Source organism: Pseudomonas pichavaramensis (assembly GCF_050473265.1).
Taxonomy (GTDB): domain Bacteria; phylum Pseudomonadota; class Gammaproteobacteria; order Pseudomonadales; family Pseudomonadaceae; genus Aquipseudomonas.
This window is the reverse complement of the sequence record NZ_JBJKFJ010000004.1, coordinates 144,067-164,892: the sequence shown is the minus strand read 5'-3', so window position 1 is coordinate 164,892 and position 20,826 is coordinate 144,067. Positions and strand designations below refer to the sequence as shown.

General features: G+C 59.7%; 14 protein-coding genes and 3 tRNA genes. 7 read left to right on the top strand and 10 right to left on the bottom strand.

What is annotated here, in order from left to right; translation table 11 throughout:
- Positions 1-123: 123 nt before the first annotated feature.
- Positions 124-1,695, top strand: coding sequence for a lytic transglycosylase domain-containing protein (locus ACJRW5_RS08435; RefSeq protein ID WP_484570073.1), 1,572 nt, complete (start codon positions 124-126; stop codon positions 1,693-1,695).
- On the opposite strand, the gene ACJRW5_RS08430 is transcribed toward ACJRW5_RS08435, so the two are convergent.
- Complete coding sequence (locus tag ACJRW5_RS08430) at positions 1,696-3,138, bottom strand: HDOD domain-containing protein (RefSeq protein ID WP_484570072.1); 1,443 nt, start codon at positions 3,136-3,138, stop codon at positions 1,696-1,698.
- Positions 3,139-3,285: 147 nt separating this feature from the next.
- On the opposite strand from ACJRW5_RS08430, the gene ACJRW5_RS08425 reads away from it, so the two are divergent.
- Genes ACJRW5_RS08425 through ACJRW5_RS08405 form a run of 5 tightly spaced genes read left to right on the top strand, consistent with a single transcriptional unit; the run spans position 3,286 to position 10,672 of the window.
- Complete coding sequence (locus tag ACJRW5_RS08425; protein WP_484570071.1) at positions 3,286-5,115, top strand: extracellular solute-binding protein; 1,830 nt, start codon at positions 3,286-3,288, stop codon at positions 5,113-5,115.
- A complete protein-coding gene (locus ACJRW5_RS08420; protein WP_484570070.1) occupies positions 5,112-6,959 on the top strand; it encodes an extracellular solute-binding protein in 1,848 nt (615 codons plus the stop codon). The genes ACJRW5_RS08425 and ACJRW5_RS08420 overlap by 4 nt, the downstream gene beginning before the upstream one ends.
- 2 nt (positions 6,960-6,961) lie before the next feature.
- The gene (locus ACJRW5_RS08415; RefSeq protein WP_484570069.1) at positions 6,962-8,035 is read left to right on the top strand and encodes a microcin C ABC transporter permease YejB; all 1,074 of its coding nucleotides are present in this window, start codon (positions 6,962-6,964) and stop codon (positions 8,033-8,035) included.
- Between the two features lie 2 nt (positions 8,036-8,037).
- The gene (locus ACJRW5_RS08410) at positions 8,038-9,057 is read left to right on the top strand and encodes an ABC transporter permease (RefSeq protein ID WP_484570068.1); all 1,020 of its coding nucleotides are present in this window, start codon (positions 8,038-8,040) and stop codon (positions 9,055-9,057) included.
- 1 nt (position 9,058) lies between these two features.
- A complete protein-coding gene (locus ACJRW5_RS08405; protein WP_484570067.1) occupies positions 9,059-10,672 on the top strand; it encodes an ABC transporter ATP-binding protein in 1,614 nt (537 codons plus the stop codon).
- Positions 10,673-10,772: 100 nt separating this feature from the next.
- Here ACJRW5_RS08405 and ACJRW5_RS08400 read toward each other — a convergent pair whose 3' ends face one another.
- From ACJRW5_RS08400 to ACJRW5_RS08360, 9 genes are all read right to left on the bottom strand, one after another.
- Entirely contained in the window at positions 10,773-12,620 is a 1,848-nt protein-coding gene (locus tag ACJRW5_RS08400) for a SurA N-terminal domain-containing protein (RefSeq protein ID WP_484570066.1), read from the bottom strand.
- 195 nt (positions 12,621-12,815) lie between these two features.
- Positions 12,816-13,088 (bottom strand): nucleoid-associated protein HU-beta, encoded by a 273-nt coding sequence (gene hupB / locus ACJRW5_RS08395; RefSeq protein WP_003239952.1) that lies wholly within the window; start codon positions 13,086-13,088, stop codon positions 12,816-12,818.
- A 135-nt stretch (positions 13,089-13,223) separates the two neighbouring features.
- Positions 13,224-15,620 (bottom strand): endopeptidase La, encoded by a 2,397-nt coding sequence (lon, locus tag ACJRW5_RS08390; protein WP_484570065.1) that lies wholly within the window; start codon positions 15,618-15,620, stop codon positions 13,224-13,226.
- Positions 15,621-15,769: 149 nt separating this feature from the next.
- Positions 15,770-17,050, bottom strand: coding sequence for an ATP-dependent Clp protease ATP-binding subunit ClpX (gene clpX, locus ACJRW5_RS08385; RefSeq protein ID WP_484570064.1), 1,281 nt, complete (start codon positions 17,048-17,050; stop codon positions 15,770-15,772).
- Between the two features lie 107 nt (positions 17,051-17,157).
- Positions 17,158-17,799, bottom strand: a complete 642-nt coding sequence (gene clpP, locus ACJRW5_RS08380; protein ID WP_024308001.1) for an ATP-dependent Clp endopeptidase proteolytic subunit ClpP — start codon at positions 17,797-17,799, stop codon at positions 17,158-17,160.
- Positions 17,800-17,893: 94 nt separating this feature from the next.
- Complete coding sequence (tig, locus tag ACJRW5_RS08375) at positions 17,894-19,204, bottom strand: trigger factor (protein WP_484570063.1); 1,311 nt, start codon at positions 19,202-19,204, stop codon at positions 17,894-17,896.
- Positions 19,205-19,330: 126 nt separating this feature from the next.
- Positions 19,331-19,415: transfer RNA gene (locus ACJRW5_RS08370), tRNA-Leu, on the bottom strand.
- 55 nt (positions 19,416-19,470) lie between these two features.
- Positions 19,471-19,546 (bottom strand) — tRNA-His (locus ACJRW5_RS08365).
- Between the two features lie 37 nt (positions 19,547-19,583).
- Positions 19,584-19,660 (bottom strand) — tRNA-Arg (locus tag ACJRW5_RS08360).
- A 269-nt stretch (positions 19,661-19,929) separates the two neighbouring features.
- Between ACJRW5_RS08360 and folD the strand changes: the two genes are divergently transcribed.
- Positions 19,930-20,784, top strand: coding sequence for a bifunctional methylenetetrahydrofolate dehydrogenase/methenyltetrahydrofolate cyclohydrolase FolD (gene folD, locus ACJRW5_RS08355; protein ID WP_484570062.1), 855 nt, complete (start codon positions 19,930-19,932; stop codon positions 20,782-20,784).
- Positions 20,785-20,826 lie beyond the last annotated feature (42 nt).

The following is a 20,826-nucleotide window of genomic DNA, read 5'->3' as shown; positions in this document are numbered from 1 at the left end:
TGCCAAGGCAGATTGAACCAAGCAAGAGGGATACAGGTCACAAAAGGCTGGTGAAAACTTGACCAGCCCCGACCCGATTCCTAGAATCCCCCGATCTTTTTTCCGGGAAAACCACCTCACCCAATGCCTTTTTCGTCACGTAACCCATTGAATATCAAGGCATTGGCGCGAAGCTCTCGAGTGTTCGCGATAATGTGTTGTGTCACCCTGGCCGGCTGCCAAAGCCTGCCCAGCGACAGCCCGGATGGTGCAAGCGATACCTCGCGAGCCGTCGGCCTGGAGCGTGAACCCGAGTGGCTCACCAGCGAGGTCAAGCCGCACGAATACAACGATATCTGGGAGCGTATGCGTGACGGCTTCCAGCTACAGGATCAGATCGGCATCAATCCACGCATCGAGCGCCTGCGTCTCTGGTACGCCAGCAACCCGCGACATGTCGACGCCGTCAGCGAACGCAGTGCACCGTACATCCACTACATAGTCGAACGCCTTGCAGAGCGCGACATGCCAATGGAGCTGGCGCTGCTGCCGGTGATCGAAAGTGCCTACGATCCCCAGGCCTATTCTCCCGCGCATGCCGTTGGCCTTTGGCAATTCATTCCCTCGACCGGCCGACATTTCAATCTACGTCAGACCAACTGGTACGACGGCCGCCGCGATGTCACCGCGTCCACCCAGGCCGCACTGAATTACCTGAGCCGCCTGCACGAGATGTTCAACGGTGACTGGCTGCTTGCCCTGGCAGCCTATAACGCCGGCGAAGGCCGCGTCAGTCGCGCCATCGAACGCAATGAGAAACTCGGCCTACCCAGTGACTACTGGAATCTGTCACTGCCCAAGGAAACCGAAGACTACGTGCCGAAGCTGCTGGCTCTGTCACAGGTGATCCTTGCTCCCGAGGCCTACGGCGTGACCTTGTCACCGATCGCCAACGAGCCCTACTTCGAACAGATCGCCATCAAGCAGCACATGGACCTGTCCCGCGTGGCCAAGCTTGCCGACCTGGATGAAGAACAATTGCTGCAACTGAACCCCGCGTACAAGCGCGGCATCACCCTGGACGGCCCACAGCACCTGCTGGTGCCCACTGACAAGGCCGAACTGCTCAGCGCCAACCTGGCACTGATGAAGCCGCAGGACCTGGTCAACTGGCAGACCTATACCGTTCGCTCCGGCGATAGCCTGCATGCCATCGCCAACCGCAACCACCTCACCGTCAACATGCTCAAGGACGTCAATCGTCTGAGCAGCAACACGCTACGCATCGGCCAGGTACTGACGATTCCAGGCAAGCCCGGCGTACAACCCAGCGAGCCGCTCTATCAGCAGCGCACGGCACTGGCCGCCGCGAGCCCGAGCGCAAGCCGTACCTACACAGTGAAAAATGGCGACAATCTCTGGCAGATCGCCCGCAACCATCAGGTTGCGGTGCATGACCTGCGCAGCTGGAATGCCCTGAAAGGCAACCAGCTGAAAGTCGGCCAGGTGCTGAACCTGGCAGCCGCCGAAGGCACCAGCGCAGTAGCCAGCAACAACGACGCAAGCGACAAGGCGACCTACTACCGCGTCCAGCGCGGTGACTCACTCTACGTCATCGCCAAGCGCTTCAAGATCGAACTCAAGCACCTGCAGGCCTGGAACCCCCGCAGTAACACACTGCGCCCCGGGCAGATGCTGACACTCTATCTCCCCTGATCAGCGTTTGCTGATCGCCTCCAGGCAACGTCCGGTCAACTGGGTAAAACGCTGAAACGCCACGAACTGCTCGTGGCGTAAAGCGCGGCCGGACAGGCGACTGTCGGCATACAGCACGCCGATCTCACGCGTTCCCGCAACGACGGGGGCAATAAAGAACATGCCATTGCCAAGGCTGCGGCGCATCGGCTGAGTGACCAGCTCGGCCAGGTTGTAACTGGCCGGAACCCCCATCCAGATCGCTTCGCGATGTCGCAGCACATAGTTGAAGATGTGTGGCTGCTCAGGCTGCTCGGCGGGCAAGACGAAATCCTCCAGCCATTGCTGGGTGTTATCGCCAATCACACGCTTGGCGCGGAAACGACTTTGCCCATCGGCCAATACTGCAAGCATGACCCTTTCCAGGCCAACGCCGCGATGCAGGCCGTTGAGCAGCGTATCCAGCACCAGACCAACATCGGCTCGCGCGCTGACCATAAGCCCCAGATCCTGCAATGACTGCTGCATCAGCAACAGATCGGGCTGCAACAGTCGTGCACGGCGCTCTTCCTGCTGCAGGCGAATCTGTTCTGGATCGGTATTGGGGATCAGACGACATAGCTTGCTGGCACCGAAGGTCGAGGCGACCTTGACCGCTTCATCGGCGCTTGCCAGCACCTGCTGCAGGGTTTCTTCCTGCGTCAGCGCAGTGAAAGCAGCGACCTTGCCCAGCACCTGCTCCATCTCGGCACAATCCCAGCCGTTGAGCGCCGCCTCACTGATACGCACGCCCAGCTGCACGGCATAGGCCGCCGGATCATGCTGGTTGCTACCGGCTTGGGCCAGACTGGCGGTCTCACCCAGATTCCAGCTCTTCAGCAGGGCCTGAGTCAGCTGGCGAAAGCTGGTACCCAATACCTCACGTACCGCCTCCTCGGGCTCGACACCGGGGCGCTCAAGAGCAGCAACCAGTTCATCCGCCTGCTCACCGGCACAGCCCCAGAACGCGAGCTCACCGAGGTGATGCAACAGCGCCGCGATGAACACCTCCTCGGCATGCCCGGCCAACACGTAACCGGCTATGTTGCGCGCCTGTACTGCAGCATGAAAGGAGCGCGCCAGTAGCGCCTGCAGTTGCTCGCGCGGGGCACGGGTCAGAAGCCCGTCAATCAGGCTTACCGAGAGGCCTATCAGCCGCACATTCTCGAAACCGATCAGCACGATGGCTCGTGAGATGGTCTTGATGGTTTCCTGGGACGGGTTGTAATAGACGCTGTTGCCTACTCGCAGCACCTTCGAGGTCAGTGAGGCGTCGCGCAACAGCACATCGGCCAGCTGCTGCACCGAGGCTGAGTCCTGCTGCGCCAGGCGTTGCAGGTCCTGCACGACGGCAGCCAACGCAGGGAGTTCGGCTTGGTTGAGGCGGTCGATCCATGACTGCAAACCATGGCTACGTTCCGGCAAAATCTTACCCTCTAGGTGTCTGCTTGAAGTGTATGTCAAAGCGCCATGATTGCTCGCCCACCGACCCACTCTTTTTCCTGCCGATACAAGCTGTTACTGTACCGCTCACAAAGCCCAAACGCCGCCATGGATCGGATCTCACACCCGATGCGTCCCCTCCTACTGCTGTTCCTCAGCCTGGCCTTGAGCTTTCCCGCCTCTGCGACTATCAGCGAGAGCCACGGCTACGCCCAGTTCGGGACACTCAAGTACCCTGCCAGCTTCAGTCACTTTGACTGGGTCAACCCCGACGCGCCCAAAGGCGGCACGTTGCGCATCATGGCGTCCGGCACATTCGATACGCTCAACCCCTATACCTTCAAGGGCAGCAGTCCGATCTCGACTGCGCACTTCCTGCAGTACGGTGTCAACGAGCTGAACGAACCATTGATGGTCGGCACAGGTGCCTACGATCCTTCCGGCGATGAACCGGCGTCCAGCTATGGCCTGATCGCCCAGAGCGTGGAATACAGCGAAGATCGCAGTTGGGTGGTCTTCAACCTGCGCCCGGAAGCCCGCTTCAACGATGGCAAGCCGATCACCGCCTACGACGTGGCCTTTTCCTACAGACTGCTACGTAACGACGGCCACCCGCAGTACCGCACCAACCTGCAGGAGGTGAAGCGCGTCGATATTCTGGGCCGTCACCGCATTCGTTTCGTCTTCAAGCGAGCAGGCAATCCGCTGCTGATATTGCGCCTAGGTGAATTGCCGGTGCTGCCGCAGCACTACTGGAAAGATCGCGATTTCAAGAGCACCACCTTCGAGCCGCCACTGGGCAGCGGCCCCTACCGCATCACCCAGGTCGTACCGGGAAGAAGCCTGGTATTCGAACGGGTCAAGAACTGGTGGGGCAAGGATTTGCCGGTCAACCGCGGCAAGTACAACTTCGACCGGGTCGAGGTAGAGTTCTACCGCGACAACAACGTGGCCTTCGAAGCCTTCAAGGCTGGCGAGTTCGACTTCTATATCGAGAACCAGGCGAAGAACTGGAGCAACGGCTACAACTTCCCGGCCGCCGCGCGCGGCGAAGTGGTGCGCGCCGAGATACCGCACCAGATCCCGACCCAGACCCAGGCATTGTTCATGAACACCCGCCGCGAGCTGCTCGGTGACCGTCGAGTACGCGAAGCACTGGGGTTGATGTTCGACTTCGAATGGACCAACCGTACGCTGTTCAGCAACGCTTACGTCCGCGCGTCCAGTTACTACCCCAACAGCGAATTCTCGGCGACCGGCAAACCCGAGGGTGCGGAGTGGCTGCTGTTGTCCCCCCACCGTGACAAGCTCCCTGCCCGTCTGTTTACCGAAGCCCCGACGCAACCGGTAACCAACGGCCGTGGCATCCCACGGGAAACCTTGCGCCGCGCCCTCGGTCTATTGGCCGAAGCCGGCTGGAAACCGGTCGGCCAGGAGTTGCGCAACGCCCGAGGCGAACGCCTCGAATTCGAGATCATGCTGGTCAACCCCAGCCTCGAACGCATTCTCCAGCCCTATACCGCCAATCTCGCCAGCATTGGCATACAGGCGAATCTGCGCACCGTGGACCGCGCTCAGTACAAGCAACGCCTCGACCAGTTCGATTACGACATGATTCTGCTGACCCTACCGCAAACGCTCAGCCCCGGCCTGGAGCAGTCACTGTATTTCCACTCCAGCCAGGTGAACGTCAAGGGCGGCAAGAACTACGCCGGGGTCAACGACCCCGTGGTCGACGAAATGATCGACAAACTACTCTCGGCGCAAACCCGCGACGAACAGATTGCCGCCACCCGCGCACTCGACCGAGTGCTGCTCTGGCAGCACTACAGCATCCCCAACTGGTACATCAATTATCACCGCCTGGCGTACCGCAACCGGTTCGCCTTCGTCACCACGCCACCCTATACATTGGGCCTGCGCACCTGGTGGCTGAAGCCAACGGAGAACGCTCGATGATCCACCCGCTGCGCAGTTTCCTGCTTCACGGTAGCAGCCTCATTCTGCTCGGCCTGGCCGGCCTGACATTCGCCGCTCCGCAACACGCCATCACGCTCTATGACGAGCCATCCAAATACCCTGCGGACTTCACCCACTTCGAGTACACCAACCCCGACGCGCCCAAGGGTGGCACTTTTCGCGAAGCAGGCTTCGGTGGTTTCGACAGTCTCAACCCCTTCATCAGCAAGGGCGTGGCCGCAGACGACATTGGCCTGATTTACGACACCCTGACCGTACAGAGCATGGATGAGCCATTCAGCGCCTACGGCCTGGTGGCAGAGAAGATCGAGAAGGCGCCGGACAACGCCTGGGTACGCTTTCTGCTGCGCAAGGAAGCTCGCTTCCATGACGGCACCCCGATTACCGCCGAGGACGTCAAATTCAGCTTCGACATCCTGATGGAGAAAGGCGCGCCGATGTACCGTGGCTACTACGCCGACGTCGACCACGTTGAAGTCGAATCGCCGCGCAGCGTGCGTTTCGTGTTCAAGCATGCTGGCAACCGCGAACTGCCGCTGATTGTCGGCCAACTGCCGGTGCTGCCCAAGCACTGGTGGGCCGAGCGCGATTTCGCCAAGAGCAATCTCGATGCGCCCCTGGGCAGCGGCCCGTACAAGGTCGGTCGGGTCCAGGCCGGGCGCAGCATCCGTTACGAGCGGGTCAAGGACTGGTGGGCCAAGGACCTGCCAGTCAGCCGTGGCTTCTACAACTTCGACACCATCCAGATCGACTACTACCGCGACAACACCGTAGCCCTCGAGGCGCTCAAGGCGGGACAGTTCGACTACTGGCTCGAGACCAGCGCGAAGAACTGGGCCACGGCCTACAACACGCCAGCAGTGGCCAACGGCCAACTGATCAAGGAAGAAATCCAGAACCGCAACCCGACCGGTATGCAGGGGTTTATCTTCAACACCCGCCGCCCACAGTTTCAGGATCGCCGTGTGCGCGAAGCCCTGGGGCTGCTGTTCGACTTCGAATGGGCCAACAAACGCCTGTTCAATGGCGCCTATATTCGCACCCACAGCTACTTCGACAACTCTGAGCTGGGCTCCAGCGGCCTGCCAGGTGACGACGAACTGGCGATTCTCGAACCGCTGCGCAGCCAGATTCCACCCGAGGTCTTCAACGAAGAATTCCGTGTACCGGTCACAGATGGCAGCGGCATCATCCGCGAGCAGCAGCGTCGCGCCTATCAGTTACTGCAGCAAGCTGGCTGGCGTATCGAGGGCGACCGCATGCTCGACGCCAACGGCCAGCCGGTGAGCTTCGAGTTCCTTCTCGCCCAGACCGAGTTCGAGCGCATTCTTCTGCCGTTCAAACGCAACCTCTCCGACCTGGGCATGGAACTGGTGATCCGCCGTGTCGACGTATCGCAGTACATCAACCGTCTGCGCTCACGCGACTTCGACATGATTGTCGGCGGCTTCGGCCAATCCAATTCGCCCGGCAACGAACAGCGTGAATACTGGCATTCCTCCAGCGCCGACAACCCAGGCAGCCGCAACTACATCGGCCTGAAAGATCCAGCCATCGATCAACTGGTCGAAGGTCTGATCAACGCCGACTCCCGCCAGAACCTGATCAGTCATACCCGCGCCCTGGATCGCGTTCTGCTGTGGGGCTACTACGTGATCCCCAACTGGCACATCAAGACCTGGCGCGTGGCCTACTGGAATCGCTTCGAGCACCCGAAGGTGACACCGCTCTATGACATCGGCCTGCACACCTGGTGGGTGCGCCCTGGCCTCGAGCAACCAAGCGAAGAGCAGCAACAAGCCACTGAACAGGCGGAGCAATAAGCATGCTGGCCTATATCATTCGCCGCTTGTTGCTGATCATTCCGACCCTGTTCGGCATCCTGGTGATCAACTTCGTCATTATCCAGGCCGCGCCCGGCGGCCCGGTCGAACAGATGATCGCCAAGCTCGAGGGCTTCGAAGGCGCCACCAGCCGAATAGCCGGCGGCGGTGCAGAGGTCTCGGTGGCCGGCTCCAACTACCGCGGCGCCCAGGGCCTGGACCCGCAGCTGATCGCCGAGATCGAGAAGATGTACGGCTTCGACAAGTCGGCGCCCGAGCGCTTCTGGATCATGCTGAAGAACTACGCCCAGCTGGACTTCGGCTCCAGCTTCTTCCGCGACGCCCAGGTCATCGACCTGATCCTCGAGAAGATGCCCGTCTCCATATCGCTGGGGCTGTGGAGCACCCTGATCATGTACCTGGTGTCGATTCCGCTGGGTATCGCCAAGGCCACCCGCCATGGCAGCGCCTTCGACGTCTGGACCAGCTCGGCGATCATCATCGGCTACGCCATTCCTGCGTTCCTCTTCGCCATCCTGCTGATCGTGCTGTTCGCTGGCGGCAGCTACTGGGACTGGTTCCCCCTACGCGGTCTGACGTCCAACGACTTCGAATCACTCAGCCTCGGCGGCAAGATCCTCGACTACCTCTGGCACCTGGTCTTGCCTGTCACAGCACTGGTCATCGGCAACTTCGCCACCCTGACCCTGCTGACCAAGAACAGCTTCCTCGACGAGATCAACAAGCAATACGTGGTCACCGCCCGCGCCAAGGGCCTGACCAACCACCGCGTGCTTTACGGCCACGTCTTTCGTAACGCCATGCTGCTGATCATCGCCGGCTTTCCAGCTGCGTTCATCGGTATCTTCTTCACCGGCTCCCTGCTGATCGAGGTGATCTTCTCCCTCGATGGCCTGGGACTGATGAGCTTCGAGGCGGCAATCAACCGTGATTATCCTGTGGTGTTCGGCACCCTGTTCATCTTCACCTTGCTGGGGCTGATCGTGAAACTGATCGGTGATATCACCTACACCCTGGTCGATCCGCGCATCGACTTCGAAAGCCGGGAGGGTTGAAGATGAAACTCTCCCCACTCAATCAACGCCGTCTCGATCGTTTCAAGGCGCACAAGCGTGGCTGGTGGTCGCTCTGGCTGTTCCTGATCCTGTTCGGCCTGAGCCTCGGCGCGGAATTGATCGCCAACGACAAGCCTCTGGCCGTGCGCTATGACGGGGAATGGTATTTCCCGGTGCTCAAACGCTATCCGGAGACCGTATTCGGCGGCGAATTCCCGTTGCAGGCCAACTACAAGAGCCCCTATATACAGGACCTGATCGCAGAGAAGGATGGCTGGATGCTCTGGCCACCTATCCCCTTCAGCTACTCGAGCATCAACTACGACCTGGAAGTCCCCGCCCCTGCGCCACCTTCGGCGCAAAACTGGCTCGGCACCGATGACCAGGGGCGTGACGTACTGGCACGAGTCATCTACGGCTTTCGTATTTCGGTGCTGTTCGCCCTGACCCTGACCCTGGCCAGCTCGGTGATCGGCGTCATAGCCGGCGCCGTGCAGGGTTTCTATGGCGGCTGGGTCGACCTGCTCGGCCAGCGCTTTCTGGAAATCTGGTCAGGCCTGCCCGTGCTCTACCTGCTGATCATCCTCGCCAGCTTCGTGCAGCCGAATTTCTGGTGGCTGCTGGGCATCATGTTGCTGTTCTCCTGGATGAGCCTGGTCGATGTGGTGCGCGCCGAGTTTCTCCGCGGGCGCAACCTGGAGTACGTGCGCGCGGCGCGCGCGCTGGGCATGGGCAATGGCGCGATCATGTTCCGCCATATCCTGCCCAACGCCATGGTCTCGACCATGACCTTCATGCCCTTCATTCTTACCGGCGCGATCGGCACCCTGACGGCCCTGGACTTCCTCGGCTTCGGCCTGCCACCCGGCGCACCGTCACTGGGCGAGCTGGTTGCCCAGGGCAAGAGCAACCTACAGGCGCCCTGGCTGGGTATCAGTGCCTTCGCCGTGCTGGCGATCATGCTCAGCCTGCTGGTGTTCATCGGCGAAGCCGCCCGCGATGCGTTCGACCCAAGGAAGTGACATGAGCCAGAACGAAACCCTGTTGCAAGTTCGCGACCTGGCCGTCGAGTTCGTCATGGGCGAGCAGTGCCAGCGCGTGGTCGAAGGTGTCAGCTTCGACATCAAGAAAGGCGAAACCCTCGCCCTAGTCGGCGAAAGTGGTTCGGGCAAATCAGTCACCGCGCACTCGATCCTGCGCCTGCTGCCCTACCCGCTCGCACGTCATCCGCACGGCAGTATCGAGTACGCAGGCGAAGACCTGCTCAAGCTCGGCGAGGGCCGCCTGCGCGGTATTCGCGGCAACCGTATCGCCATGGTCTTCCAGGAGCCGATGACTTCGCTCAACCCGCTGCATACCATCGAGAAGCAGATCAACGAGGTGCTGGCTCTGCACAAGGGGCTACGCGGCAAGGCTGCCAGTGCGCGCACCCTTGAGCTTCTCGAACTGGTCGGTATTCCCGAGCCGAAGAAACGGCTGAAAGCCTACCCGCATGAGCTTTCCGGCGGCCAGCGCCAACGCGTGATGATCGCCATGGCCCTGGCCAACGAACCACAGCTGCTGATCGCTGACGAGCCGACCACCGCACTGGACGTCACCGTACAGCTGAAAATCCTCGAGCTACTCAAGGATCTGCAGGCGCGCCTGGGCATGTCCTTGCTGCTGATCAGCCATGATCTCAACCTGGTTCGCAGGATCGCCCACCGCGTATGCGTCATGCAGCGCGGTCAAATCGTCGAACAGGCCCCGTGCGAGGAATTGTTCCAGGCCCCGCAGCATCCCTACACCCGGGAGCTGCTCGGTGCCGAGCCCAGCGGTGAACCCGCGGCCAATTCCGTGGGCGAACCGATGCTGGAAGTGGACGATCTGCGCGTCTGGTTCCCGATCAAGAAGGGCTTGCTGCGCCGGACGGTGGATCATGTCAAAGCAGTGGACGGTATCAACTTCAGCCTGCCCCAGGGTCAAACACTGGGCATTGTTGGCGAAAGTGGTTCCGGCAAATCCACCCTGGGCATGGCCATTCTGCGGCTGCTCGCCAGTCGCGGCGATATTCGTTTCCAGGGCCAGCAGTTACAGGGACTGAGCCAGCAGGAAGTACGCCCGCTACGCCGGCAGATGCAGGTGGTGTTCCAAGACCCTTTCGGCAGTCTGAGCCCACGCATGTCGGTGAGCCAGATCGTTGGTGAAGGGCTGCGTATCCATCGCATGGGCAGCGAAGCTGATCAGGAACAGGCCATCATCGACGCGCTGCTGGAGGTAGGTCTGGACCCGGATACACGGCATCGCTATCCGCACGAGTTTTCCGGCGGACAACGCCAGAGGATCGCCATCGCCCGCGCGCTGGTGTTGAAACCGGCGCTGATTCTGCTCGACGAGCCCACCTCGGCACTTGACCGTACGGTACAGCGCCAGGTCGTGGAGCTGTTGCGCGGCCTGCAGGCCAAGTACAACCTGACCTACCTGTTCATCAGCCATGACCTGGCGGTGGTCCGAGCGCTGAGCCATCAGCTGATGGTGGTCAAACAAGGTCAGGTGGTCGAACAGGGCTCTGCCGAGTCGATCTTCAGTGCACCGCAGCACCCCTATACCCAGCAACTGCTGGAAGCCGCGTTCATGGTCCCGGCCAGCGCACACTGAAGCAAGCACAAGCGACAGACAGAGCAGGCATAAAAAAACCCGCATCGATGCGGGTTTTTTTATGCCTGCTGGGCGCCTCGCGAGAGGCGCTCAAGGCAGGTTAGAAGCGTTCGATGTCGGCCTTGGCCGCCAACTGCTGACGCAATGCGGCGAAGTCCTGCTGGCCTTCACGCGATGCCAGGAAGTTACGGTACATGGCCAGCTCTTCAGCCGCGACCGCCTCTTCCGGGACGTTGACGCCGTCAAGGCGCAGCAGCACGTAGTCACCATTGTTCAGCGTCACGCCTGCGAACGTCGGTTCACCAGCCTTGGCCGGCTTGGGCATACGGAACAGCGCCTGCAGCACCTTGGGCTCCACGCCGTCCTGGCTACGGGTAGCCGCTTCCTGAACCTGCCAGTCAGCACCTTGCACCTCGCCAGCCTGAGCAGCTGTCAGTTGCTTCTCGCCCTCGGCTTTCGCCGCCGCACTTGCACGCTCCTGCAACAGATGGCCACGGATACTCTCCGCGACCTGCTCCAGCGGCAGTTGCTCAGGCTTGTTGTGCTCTTTCACACGCACCACAACCACAGTGCTCGGATCCAGCTCGATGGTCGAGCTGTTGGCACCGTCCTCGAGAACCTCGGGGCTGAACGCCGCCTGCAGCACCTGACGATTAGCGGTGATACCGCTAGCGCCGCCCTCACGACCAAAGGCCTCGCTGACCTTCACCTCGAGACCGAGATCTTGAGCCGGCTGGACCAGATCCGAGGCTTCGAACGCAGAATCTTCCAGTTGCTTGGTCGCTTCGACGAAACGCTGCTCGACCTGCTGTGCCTTGAAGTCACGCGCCAACTTGTCCTTGAGACTGTCGAAGCTCGGTACCTCAGGCGCCTGAACGCCCAGCAACTTGATCAGGTGCCAGCCGAACTCGCTCTTCACAGGCTCGGAAACCTGCCCTTGCTGCAGCGCATAGAGCGCCTCTTCGAAGGCCGGGTCATAGACGCCCGGACCGGCATAACCCAGGTCACCGCCCTCGGCAGCCGAACCCGGGTCCTGCGAGAACTCCTTGGCCAACGCAGCGAAATCCTCACCGGCGTCCACTCGCGCCTTGATCTCGTCGATCTTGCTACGCGCAGCTTCATCATCACCCTCGATGAGAATATGCGCGGCCTGACGCTGCTCGGCCAGGTTGGCGATCTCAGCCTCGTACAAGGGCTTGAGGTCCTCGTCACTGACCTCCACCTGATCGAAGAAGCTGTCTTTCTGCAGCTCGACGTACTCCAGCACCACTTGCTCAGGGCTCATGAACTCGCTGGCATGCTCGTCATAGTAGGCACTAACGTCAGTGTCGCTGAGTTCAACCGCAGCGGTGTCGGCCTTGATGGTGAGGCTGGCAAAATCACGGGTCTGACGCTCGAGGTTGGCGAAAGCACGTGCCTGCTGTTCGGTAACGAAACTGCTGGCACCGATGCCTGCACGCAGTTGGCCGATCAGCATTTCCTCTTCCAGCATCTGACGGAACTGCATGCGGGTATAACCCATCTGGCGGATTACTTGGTCGAAGCGCGCAGCATCGAAGCGACCTTCCACCTGAAATTCGGGGGTCTGCAGAATGACCTGGTCCAGCGCAGCTTGCGAGAAAGCGAAATCAGCGTCGCCAGCAGCCTGCAGAAGCAGCTTGCGATCGATCAGCCCCTTGAGCGAAGACTCTCGCAGCAACTTGTCGTCGAGCTGCGAAGCATCGAAATCACGCCCGAGTTGCTGCAGCAGCTGACGGCGCTGCATCTCAACGGCCTGACTGAGCTCGTTGAGGGTAATGGTGTCACCGTTGACGTCCGCAGCATTGTTGCGATTGCTGGTACCCGTCACGATGGCTTCGAAACCGGTGAAGGCCATCAGCATCACAATGAGGCCGATAATGGTTTTGGCAATCCAACCGCGTGAATTGTCCCTGATGTTTTGCAGCATGCTTCCCCCAGAACGACTGTACTGAACCACCAGCCGCGCAGTGTGGGTAATGTCCAGATAGAAGAAAGGCGCATCCTTGGATGCGCCTTCTCGTAACGCGTTAAGCGGCCGGTGCAGAAGAGTCCAGACTTCCTGCTCCGCCTCCTAACAGCCGCCGGGCCATGGCCCTAACGGCGAGGCAAACCCGGAAGACGCTTAGTTGACAGCGTCTTTCAGAGCCTTGCCAGCTTTGAAGCCCGGGATCTTGGCAGCAGCGATGCTGATCGGCTTGCCAGTCTGCGGGTTGCGGCCAGTGCGAGCAGCACGCTCTTTGACAGCGAAGGTGCCGAAGCCAACCAGTACAACGGAGTCACCAGCCTTCAGAGCGCCAGTGACGGATTCAATCACTGCATCCAGCGCGCGGCCAGCAACAGCTTTCGGGATATCAGCAGATGCAGCGATGGCATCGATCAGTTCCGACTTGTTCACTCTAAGTCCCCTTATTTCTGTTGAGTTTGTTTCTTGATTTTTAGTGTAAGCAAAGCGGGTGCTGGATGGCCTGCCGACACAATAAAAGCCGCTTTATAACAAGGGCCCAAAAATTGTGTCAAGAAAGCCCCCCGGCTAATGCGTGCTGATTCGCTCCTTGGAATCAGACTCGCGCTTGTCATCCGTTGCAACCATCTCGGGAGCCGCATCGGGCAAGGGCTCCGGGGCGTATTGCAGCGCAATTTGCAGGACCTCGTCAATCCATTTAACCGGTTTAATCTGCAGGTCCTGCTTAATATTTTCCGGAATTTCTTTCAGGTCACGCACATTTTCTTCCGGAATGATCACAGTCTTGATACCACCGCGATGAGCAGCCAGGAGTTTTTCCTTCAAGCCGCCAATAGCCAGCACCTGACCACGCAAAGTAATTTCACCCGTCATGGCGACATCCGCGCGCACCGGAATCTGCGTCAGAGCAGACACCAGAGCGGTGCACAGACCGATACCAGCACTTGGGCCATCCTTGGGCGTGGCACCTTCGGGCATATGGATGTGAACGTCGCGCTTCTCGTTGAAATCACTAGGGATTCCGAGACTCTTTGCACGACTGCGCACCACGGTCATGGCTGCCGTCATGGACTCGGCCATGACATCACCGAGAGAACCGGTCTTGATCAGATTACCCTTACCCGGCACGACCGCCGTCTCGATAGTCAGCAACTCGCCACCCACCTGAGTCCAGGCCAGGCCGGTCACCTGACCGATCTGATCCTGCTGTTCGGCAAGGCCGTAGCGATGCTTGCGCACACCCAGGAAATGCTCCAGCGAATCGGCGGTTACCGTGACCTGGAAACGCTTCTCGCGCACGTGCTCCTTCACCGCTTTGCGGCACACCTTGGCGATCTGCCGCTCGAGGCTACGGACCCCTGCTTCGCGGGTGTAGTAACGAATGATGTCGCGGATGGCCGACTCATCGAACTCCAGCTCGCCCTTCTTCAGGCCATTGGCCTGAGTCTGTTTGGGCGCCAGGTATTTGATGGCGATATTGACCTTCTCGTCCTCGGTGTAACCCGGCAAACGAATGATCTCCATCCTGTCCAGCAACGGACCAGGGATATTCATCGAGTTGGCGGTACAGAGGAACATCACATCGGAAAGGTCGTAGTCGACTTCCAGATAGTGATCGTTGAAATTGTGGTTCTGCTCCGGGTCGAGGACCTCAAGCAGCGCCGACGCAGGATCGCCGCGCATGTCCTGGCCCATCTTGTCGATCTCGTCGAGCAGGAACAACGGGTTGCGTACGCCGACCTTGGTCATCTTCTGAATCAGACGCCCAGGCATCGAGCCAATGTAGGTACGACGGTGACCACGGATTTCGGCCTCGTCACGCACACCGCCAAGGGCCATGCGCACGAACTTGCGATTGGTCGCAGTGGCGATCGACTCGGCCAGCGACGTCTTGCCAACACCGGGCGGGCCAACCAGACAGAGCACCGGCCCCTTGAGCTTCTTCACCCGTTTCTGCACGGCGAGATACTCGAGGATACGATCCTTGACCTCTTCGAGGCCGTAGTGGTCGGCATCGAGAATGCTCTCCGCACGGGCCAGATCCAGGCGCACCTTGCTCTCGGCCTTCCACGGCACATTCACCAGCCAGTCGATGTAAGAGCGCACCACTGTGGCTTCGGCAGACATCGGCGACATCTGCTTCAGCTTGTTCAGCTCGGCATTGGCCTTGGTCAGCGCCTCCTTGGACAGGCCGGCGTTGTCGATACGCTTGCGCAGTTCGTCGAGCTCGTTATGACCTTCGTCGATATCGCCCAGCTCTTTCTGAATGGCCTTCATCTGCTCATTCAGGTAGTACTCGCGCTGGCTGCGCTCCATCTGCTTCTTGACCCGCCCACGGATACGCTTCTCGACCTGCAGTAGATCGATCTCTGCATCCAGCAGCGCCAGCACATGCTCGACACGCGCAGACAGCGATGTGATTTCGAGAATTTCCTGCTTCTGCTCGATCTTCAGGGCCATGTGCGCAGCCATGGTGTCGACCAGACGGCTGGGCTCTTCGATGCTATTGAGCGAGGACAGCACTTCAGCAGGCACCTTCTTGCCCAGCTGAACGTATTGCTCGAACTGGCTCAGCAGACTGCGAGTGAAGACTTCGGACTCGCGCTCGGCGGTCTCGCCCTCCTCGATCAGCTGCACCTCGGCACGGCAGTGGTCGTCGATCTCGACGACGCGTTCGATGGAGCCGCGCTGCTCGCCTTCGACCAGCACCTTGACAGTGCCATCAGGCAATTTGAGCAGTTGCAGAACGGTGGCCACGGTGCCGACGCGGTATAGATCCTGATCATCCGGATCATCGACAGCCGGATTCTTCTGGGCCACCAGCAGAATCTGCTTGTCACCCGTCATCGCAGCCTCGAGGGCCTCGATGGATTTCTCACGCCCGACGAAAAGCGGGATGACCATGTGCGGATAGACCACAACATCGCGCAACGGCAGGAGAGGCAATTCGATGGTTGTCTTCATGATTTCGGCTCAGCGGCGGCCATAAGGCCGTAAACAGGCGGGATTACCCTTGGCTTTTAAGATGGGGGCAGCTTCCACAAAAAACAAGCGTAATGTCCATAAAAGCGAAGGGGCCCATAGGGCCCCTTCTTTGCACCGTGTAACAGGCGTTACGCCTCGGGTGCGGCTTTGGCGGGCGGCTCGCTGTTCTCGTAAATCAACAGCGGCTTGGAAGAGCCATCGATGACGCTCTCGTCGATCACCACCTTGCTCACGTCCTGCTGGGACGGAATTTCGTACATGGTGTCGAGCAAGATGCCCTCGAGAATCGAGCGCAGACCACGCGCTCCGGTCCTGCGCTCCAGCGCCTTCTGCGCGACGGATTTCAGCGCGTCGGGACGGAACTCCAGATCGACGCCTTCCATCTCGAAGAGCTTGCCATACTGCTTGGTCAGCGCGTTCTTCGGCTCGGTAAGGATCTGCACCAGTGCAGCCTCATCCAGCTCCTCGAGAGTGGCAATGACCGGCAAACGACCGACGAACTCGGGGATCAGGCCAAACTTGACCAGATCGTCCGGCTCGACCTCACGCAACGACTCGCCGATCTTCTTGCCTTCCTGCTTGCTGCGCACTTCCGCACCGAAACCGATGCCGCCCTTGGTGGAGCGAGCCTGGATGACCTTCTCCAGACCGGCGAAAGCGCCGCCACAGATGAACAGGATGTTGCGCGTATCGACCTGCAGAAACTCTTGCTGCGGATGCTTGCGACCACCCTGCGGCGGTACCGAGGCTACAGTGCCTTCGATCAGCTTGAGCAGCGCCTGCTGCACGCCCTCACCGGATACATCGCGAGTGATCGACGGGTTATCCGACTTGCGCGAGATCTTGTCGATTTCATCGATGTAGACGATACCCATCTGGGCTTTCTCGACATCGTAATCGCACTTCTGCAGCAGCTTCTGGATGATGTTCTCAACATCCTCACCCACGTAGCCAGCCTCGGTCAGCGTGGTGGCATCGGCGATGGTGAATGGCACATTGAGCAGACGAGCCAGGGTTTCAGCCAACAGCGTCTTGCCCGAACCGGTCGGACCGATCAGCAGAATATTGCTCTTGCCCAGCTCGACATCATCTTTCTTGTCACGCTGGTTGAGACGCTTGTAGTGGTTGTAAACCGCTACCGACAGCACCTTCTTGGCGCGCTCCTGACCAATGACATACTGATCGAGGATGCTGCTGATTTCCTTGGGCGCTGGAAGCTTGTGCGCGCTGCTCTCGGCCTGGGCTTCCTGCACCTCCTCGCGGATGATGTCATTGCACAGGTCGACGCATTCGTCGCAGATGAAGACGGAGGGACCGGCGATCAACTTGCGCACTTCGTGCTGGCTCTTGCCGCAGAAGGAGCAATAAAGCAGTTTGCCGCTGTCCTCACCGTTACGGGTATCAGTCATTCGATCAATCCAATACGGTAGGCTTGAAACACAAGATGAAGGCAAATGCGGGCATTTTCAAGGGCACGAATTGCACCCATTGAGAATGCCCGCTGCCGGCGCCGCATCTAGACCGGCATTTGACGCTTCTCATGCACCGCATCGACCAGGCCGTACTCGACGGCGCGCGAGGCGCTCATGAAGTTGTCGCGGTTGGTATCACGCTCGATGGTTTCCAGGCTCTGGCCGGTGTGCTGGGCCAGCAACTCGTTCAGGCGCTCACGGATAAAGAGGATTTCCTTGGCGTGGATCTCGATGTCCGAGGCCTGGCCCTGGAAGCCGCCCAGCGGCTGGTGGATCATCACACGCGAGTTAGGCAGGCAGAAACGCTTGCCCTTGGCGCCGCCAGCCAGCAGGAAGGCACCCATGCTGCAGGCCTGACCGATGCATGTGGTGGACACATCCGCCTTGATGAACTGCATGGTGTCGTAAATGGCCATACCAGCAGTTACCGAACCACCGGGCGAATTGATGTACAGGTGAATGTCCTTGTCCGGATTCTCTGCCTCAAGGAACAGCAACTGGGCACAGATCAGGTTGGCCATGTAATCCTCGACCTGGCCAACCAGGAAGATCACACGCTCCTTGAGCAGGCGCGAATAGATGTCATAGGCACGCTCGCCACGAGCGGATTGCTCGATGACCATCGGCACCAGGCCGCCAGCGGCCTGGATTTCAGGCATGTTTTGCATAAAAGGATTGCGGGACATGTCTTGCGCTCACTCCCTAATAGTCATGTCTCAAATACACATAAGCCAGCGCGGAGGCTGGCTTATGGTGGTGTTCTCGAACGAGCTTACGAGATCAGTCGGCTTTAGGAGCTTCCGCCGGCTTGACTGCGTCTTCGTAGGAAACTGCTTTATCGGTCACGTTGGCCTTCTGCAGAACAGTATCTACAACTTGCTCTTCCAGTACAACCGAACGCACTTCGTTCATCTGCTGGTCGTTCTTGTAGTACCAAGCCACCACCTGCTCAGGCTCCTGGTAGGCCGAGGCCATCTCTTCGATGAGCTCACGCACGCGGGCCTCGTCAGGCTTGAGTTCGAACTGCTTGACCACTTCAGCGACGATCAGGCCCAGCACGACACGGCGCTTGGCCTGCTCTTCGAAAAGCTCGGCCGGCAGTTGATCAGGCTTGATGTTGCCACCGAACTGCTGAACAGCCTGCACACGCAGACGATCCACTTCGTTACCGATCAGCGCCTTCGGCACTTCAACCGGATTGGCAGCCAGCAGGCCGTCCATTACCTGGTTCTTGACCTTGGATTTGATGGCCTGACGCAGTTCGCGCTCCATGTTCTTGCGAACTTCGGTACGGAAACCTTCCAGACCACCTTCCTTGATACCGAACAGGGCGAAGAACTCATCGTTCAGCTCAGGCAGCTGCGGTGCGGAAACGCTGTTCACGGTAACGGTGAACTCGGCGGTTTTGCCGGCCAGATCGAGGTTCTGATAGTCCTCGGGGAAGGTCGGATTGATCACGCGCTCTTCACCGGCTTTGGCGCCAACCAAAGCGTCTTCGAAGCCCGGGATCATACGGCCGCTACCCAACACCAGCTGAGTGCCCTTGGCACTGCCGCCAGCGAAGGCTTCGCCGTCGATCTTGCCGACGAAGTCGATGTTCAGCTGATCGCCGTTCTCGGCTGCGCGCTCAACGTCTTCGAAGCGAGTGTTCTGCTTGCGCAGGATGTCCAGCATGTTATCGACGTCAGTATCGGCAACCTCGGCCTGCAGACGCTCGATGGCGATGCCTTCCAGACCGGTGACTTCGAACTCCGGGAACACTTCGAAAGTCGCGACATACTCCAGCGCCTGGCCCTTCTCGAAGGATTTCGGCTCGACCGACGGAGCACCAGCCGGGTTCAGCTTCTGCTCGACGACGGCCTCATAGAAGGTCGCCTGAATCAGATCACCCAGCGCTTCCTGACGTGCGGCATCTTCGTAACGCTGACGAATGACGCTCATCGGCACTTTGCCAGGACGGAAGCCAGGCACTTTTGCACGGCGGGCAGTCTGTTGCAGACGCTTGTTGACTTCGGTCTCGATGCGCTCGACGGGTACGCCGACGGTCATGCGGCGCTCAAGAGCAGAAGTGCTTTCAACAGAAACTTGCATGGATATTCCTCGTTGCACAGACACAAGCCGGCACAGGCCGGCCCCGATTCAAGGCCAAGCATTCTAGAGGGTCGATTTGAAGAAGTCACCCTAGAAACAGGCGGCAATACGGGGGGATTTGTAAGATGGTGCGGACGGAGAGACTCGAACTCTCACACCTTGCGGCGCCAGAACCTAAATCTGGTGTGTCTACCAATTTCACCACGTCCGCGTGGTTTGAAGCCTAAAACAAAAACGCCAGGCTTTGGGCCTGGCGCTTTGGAATATGGGGTGGACGATGGGAATCGAACCCACGACACCAGGAGCCACAATCCTGTGCTCTACCAACTGAGCTACGCCCACCATATTGCATTGCTACTCATATTGCCTGACCGCCAAATGGCGCACCCGGCAGGACTCGAACCTGCGACCATCCGCTTAGAAGGCGGATGCTCTATCCAGCTGAGCTACGGGCGCTTATCCATCCGCTAGCGCAGACTTAGAAGCTTTCGGCTCCAGCCTCACCACAAGGGTTTGACTCTTGCCGTCTCACCCAGCGAGTGGCTGTTCCTGAGAAGCGGGGCGAATGTTATAGACGCCCCCTGACCTCGTCAACATAAATTTTCAAAAAAGTTCAGCGATATAAAGGAGTTACGCGAAAACGACGGCAGGCGCCTTTGCCCAGGTCAGCGCCCATGCGAGAATGCGCGTCCTTTTTTCATCCTTATTAATGGTTAACCAGCGTAATGACCGCACAACTGATCGATGGCAAAGCGATCGCCGCCAGCCTCCGCCAGCAGATTGCCAAACGCGTCGACGAACGCCGCCAACAAGGCCTTCGCACTCCGGGTCTGGCCGTTATTCTGGTCGGTACCGATCCGGCCTCTCAGGTCTATGTGTCACACAAACGCAAGGATTGCGAAGAGGTTGGCTTTCTGTCCCGCGCCTACGACCTACCGGCAGAGACCAGCCAGACCGATCTGCTCGCCCTGATCGACGAACTCAACGAAGACCCGGCCATCGACGGCATCCTGGTTCAGCTGCCGCTGCCTGAACACCTGGACAGCTCACTGCTGCTCGAGCGCATTCGCCCAGACAAGGATGTGGACGGATTCCACCCCTATAACATCGGCCGCCTGGCCCAGCGCATGCCGCTGCTGCGCCCCTGCACGCCCAAGGGCATCATGACCCTGTTGGAAAGCACCGGCGTCGACCTCTATGGTCTGCACGCGGTGGTAGTCGGCGCCTCCAACATCGTCGGCCGCCCGATGGCCATGGAGTTGCTACTGGCCGGCTGTACGGTCACCGTCACCCACCGCTTCACCAAGGACCTTGCCGGCCATGTCGGCCAGGCCGATATCGTGGTGGTCGCCGCCGGCAAGCCGGGACTGGTCAAGGGCGAGTGGATCAAGCAAGGCGCCATCGTTATCGATGTCGGCATCAACCGCCAGGACGACGGCAAGCTGGTCGGCGACGTGGTATACGAAACTGCCCTGCCCCGCGCCGGCTGGATCACTCCCGTTCCGGGCGGCGTCGGCCCGATGACTCGCGCGGGCCTGCTGGAAAACACCCTGCACGCGGCCGAGCACCTGCATAAATAAGTTGTGCGGTTGAATAAAAACGGCACCCCAGGGTGCCGTTTT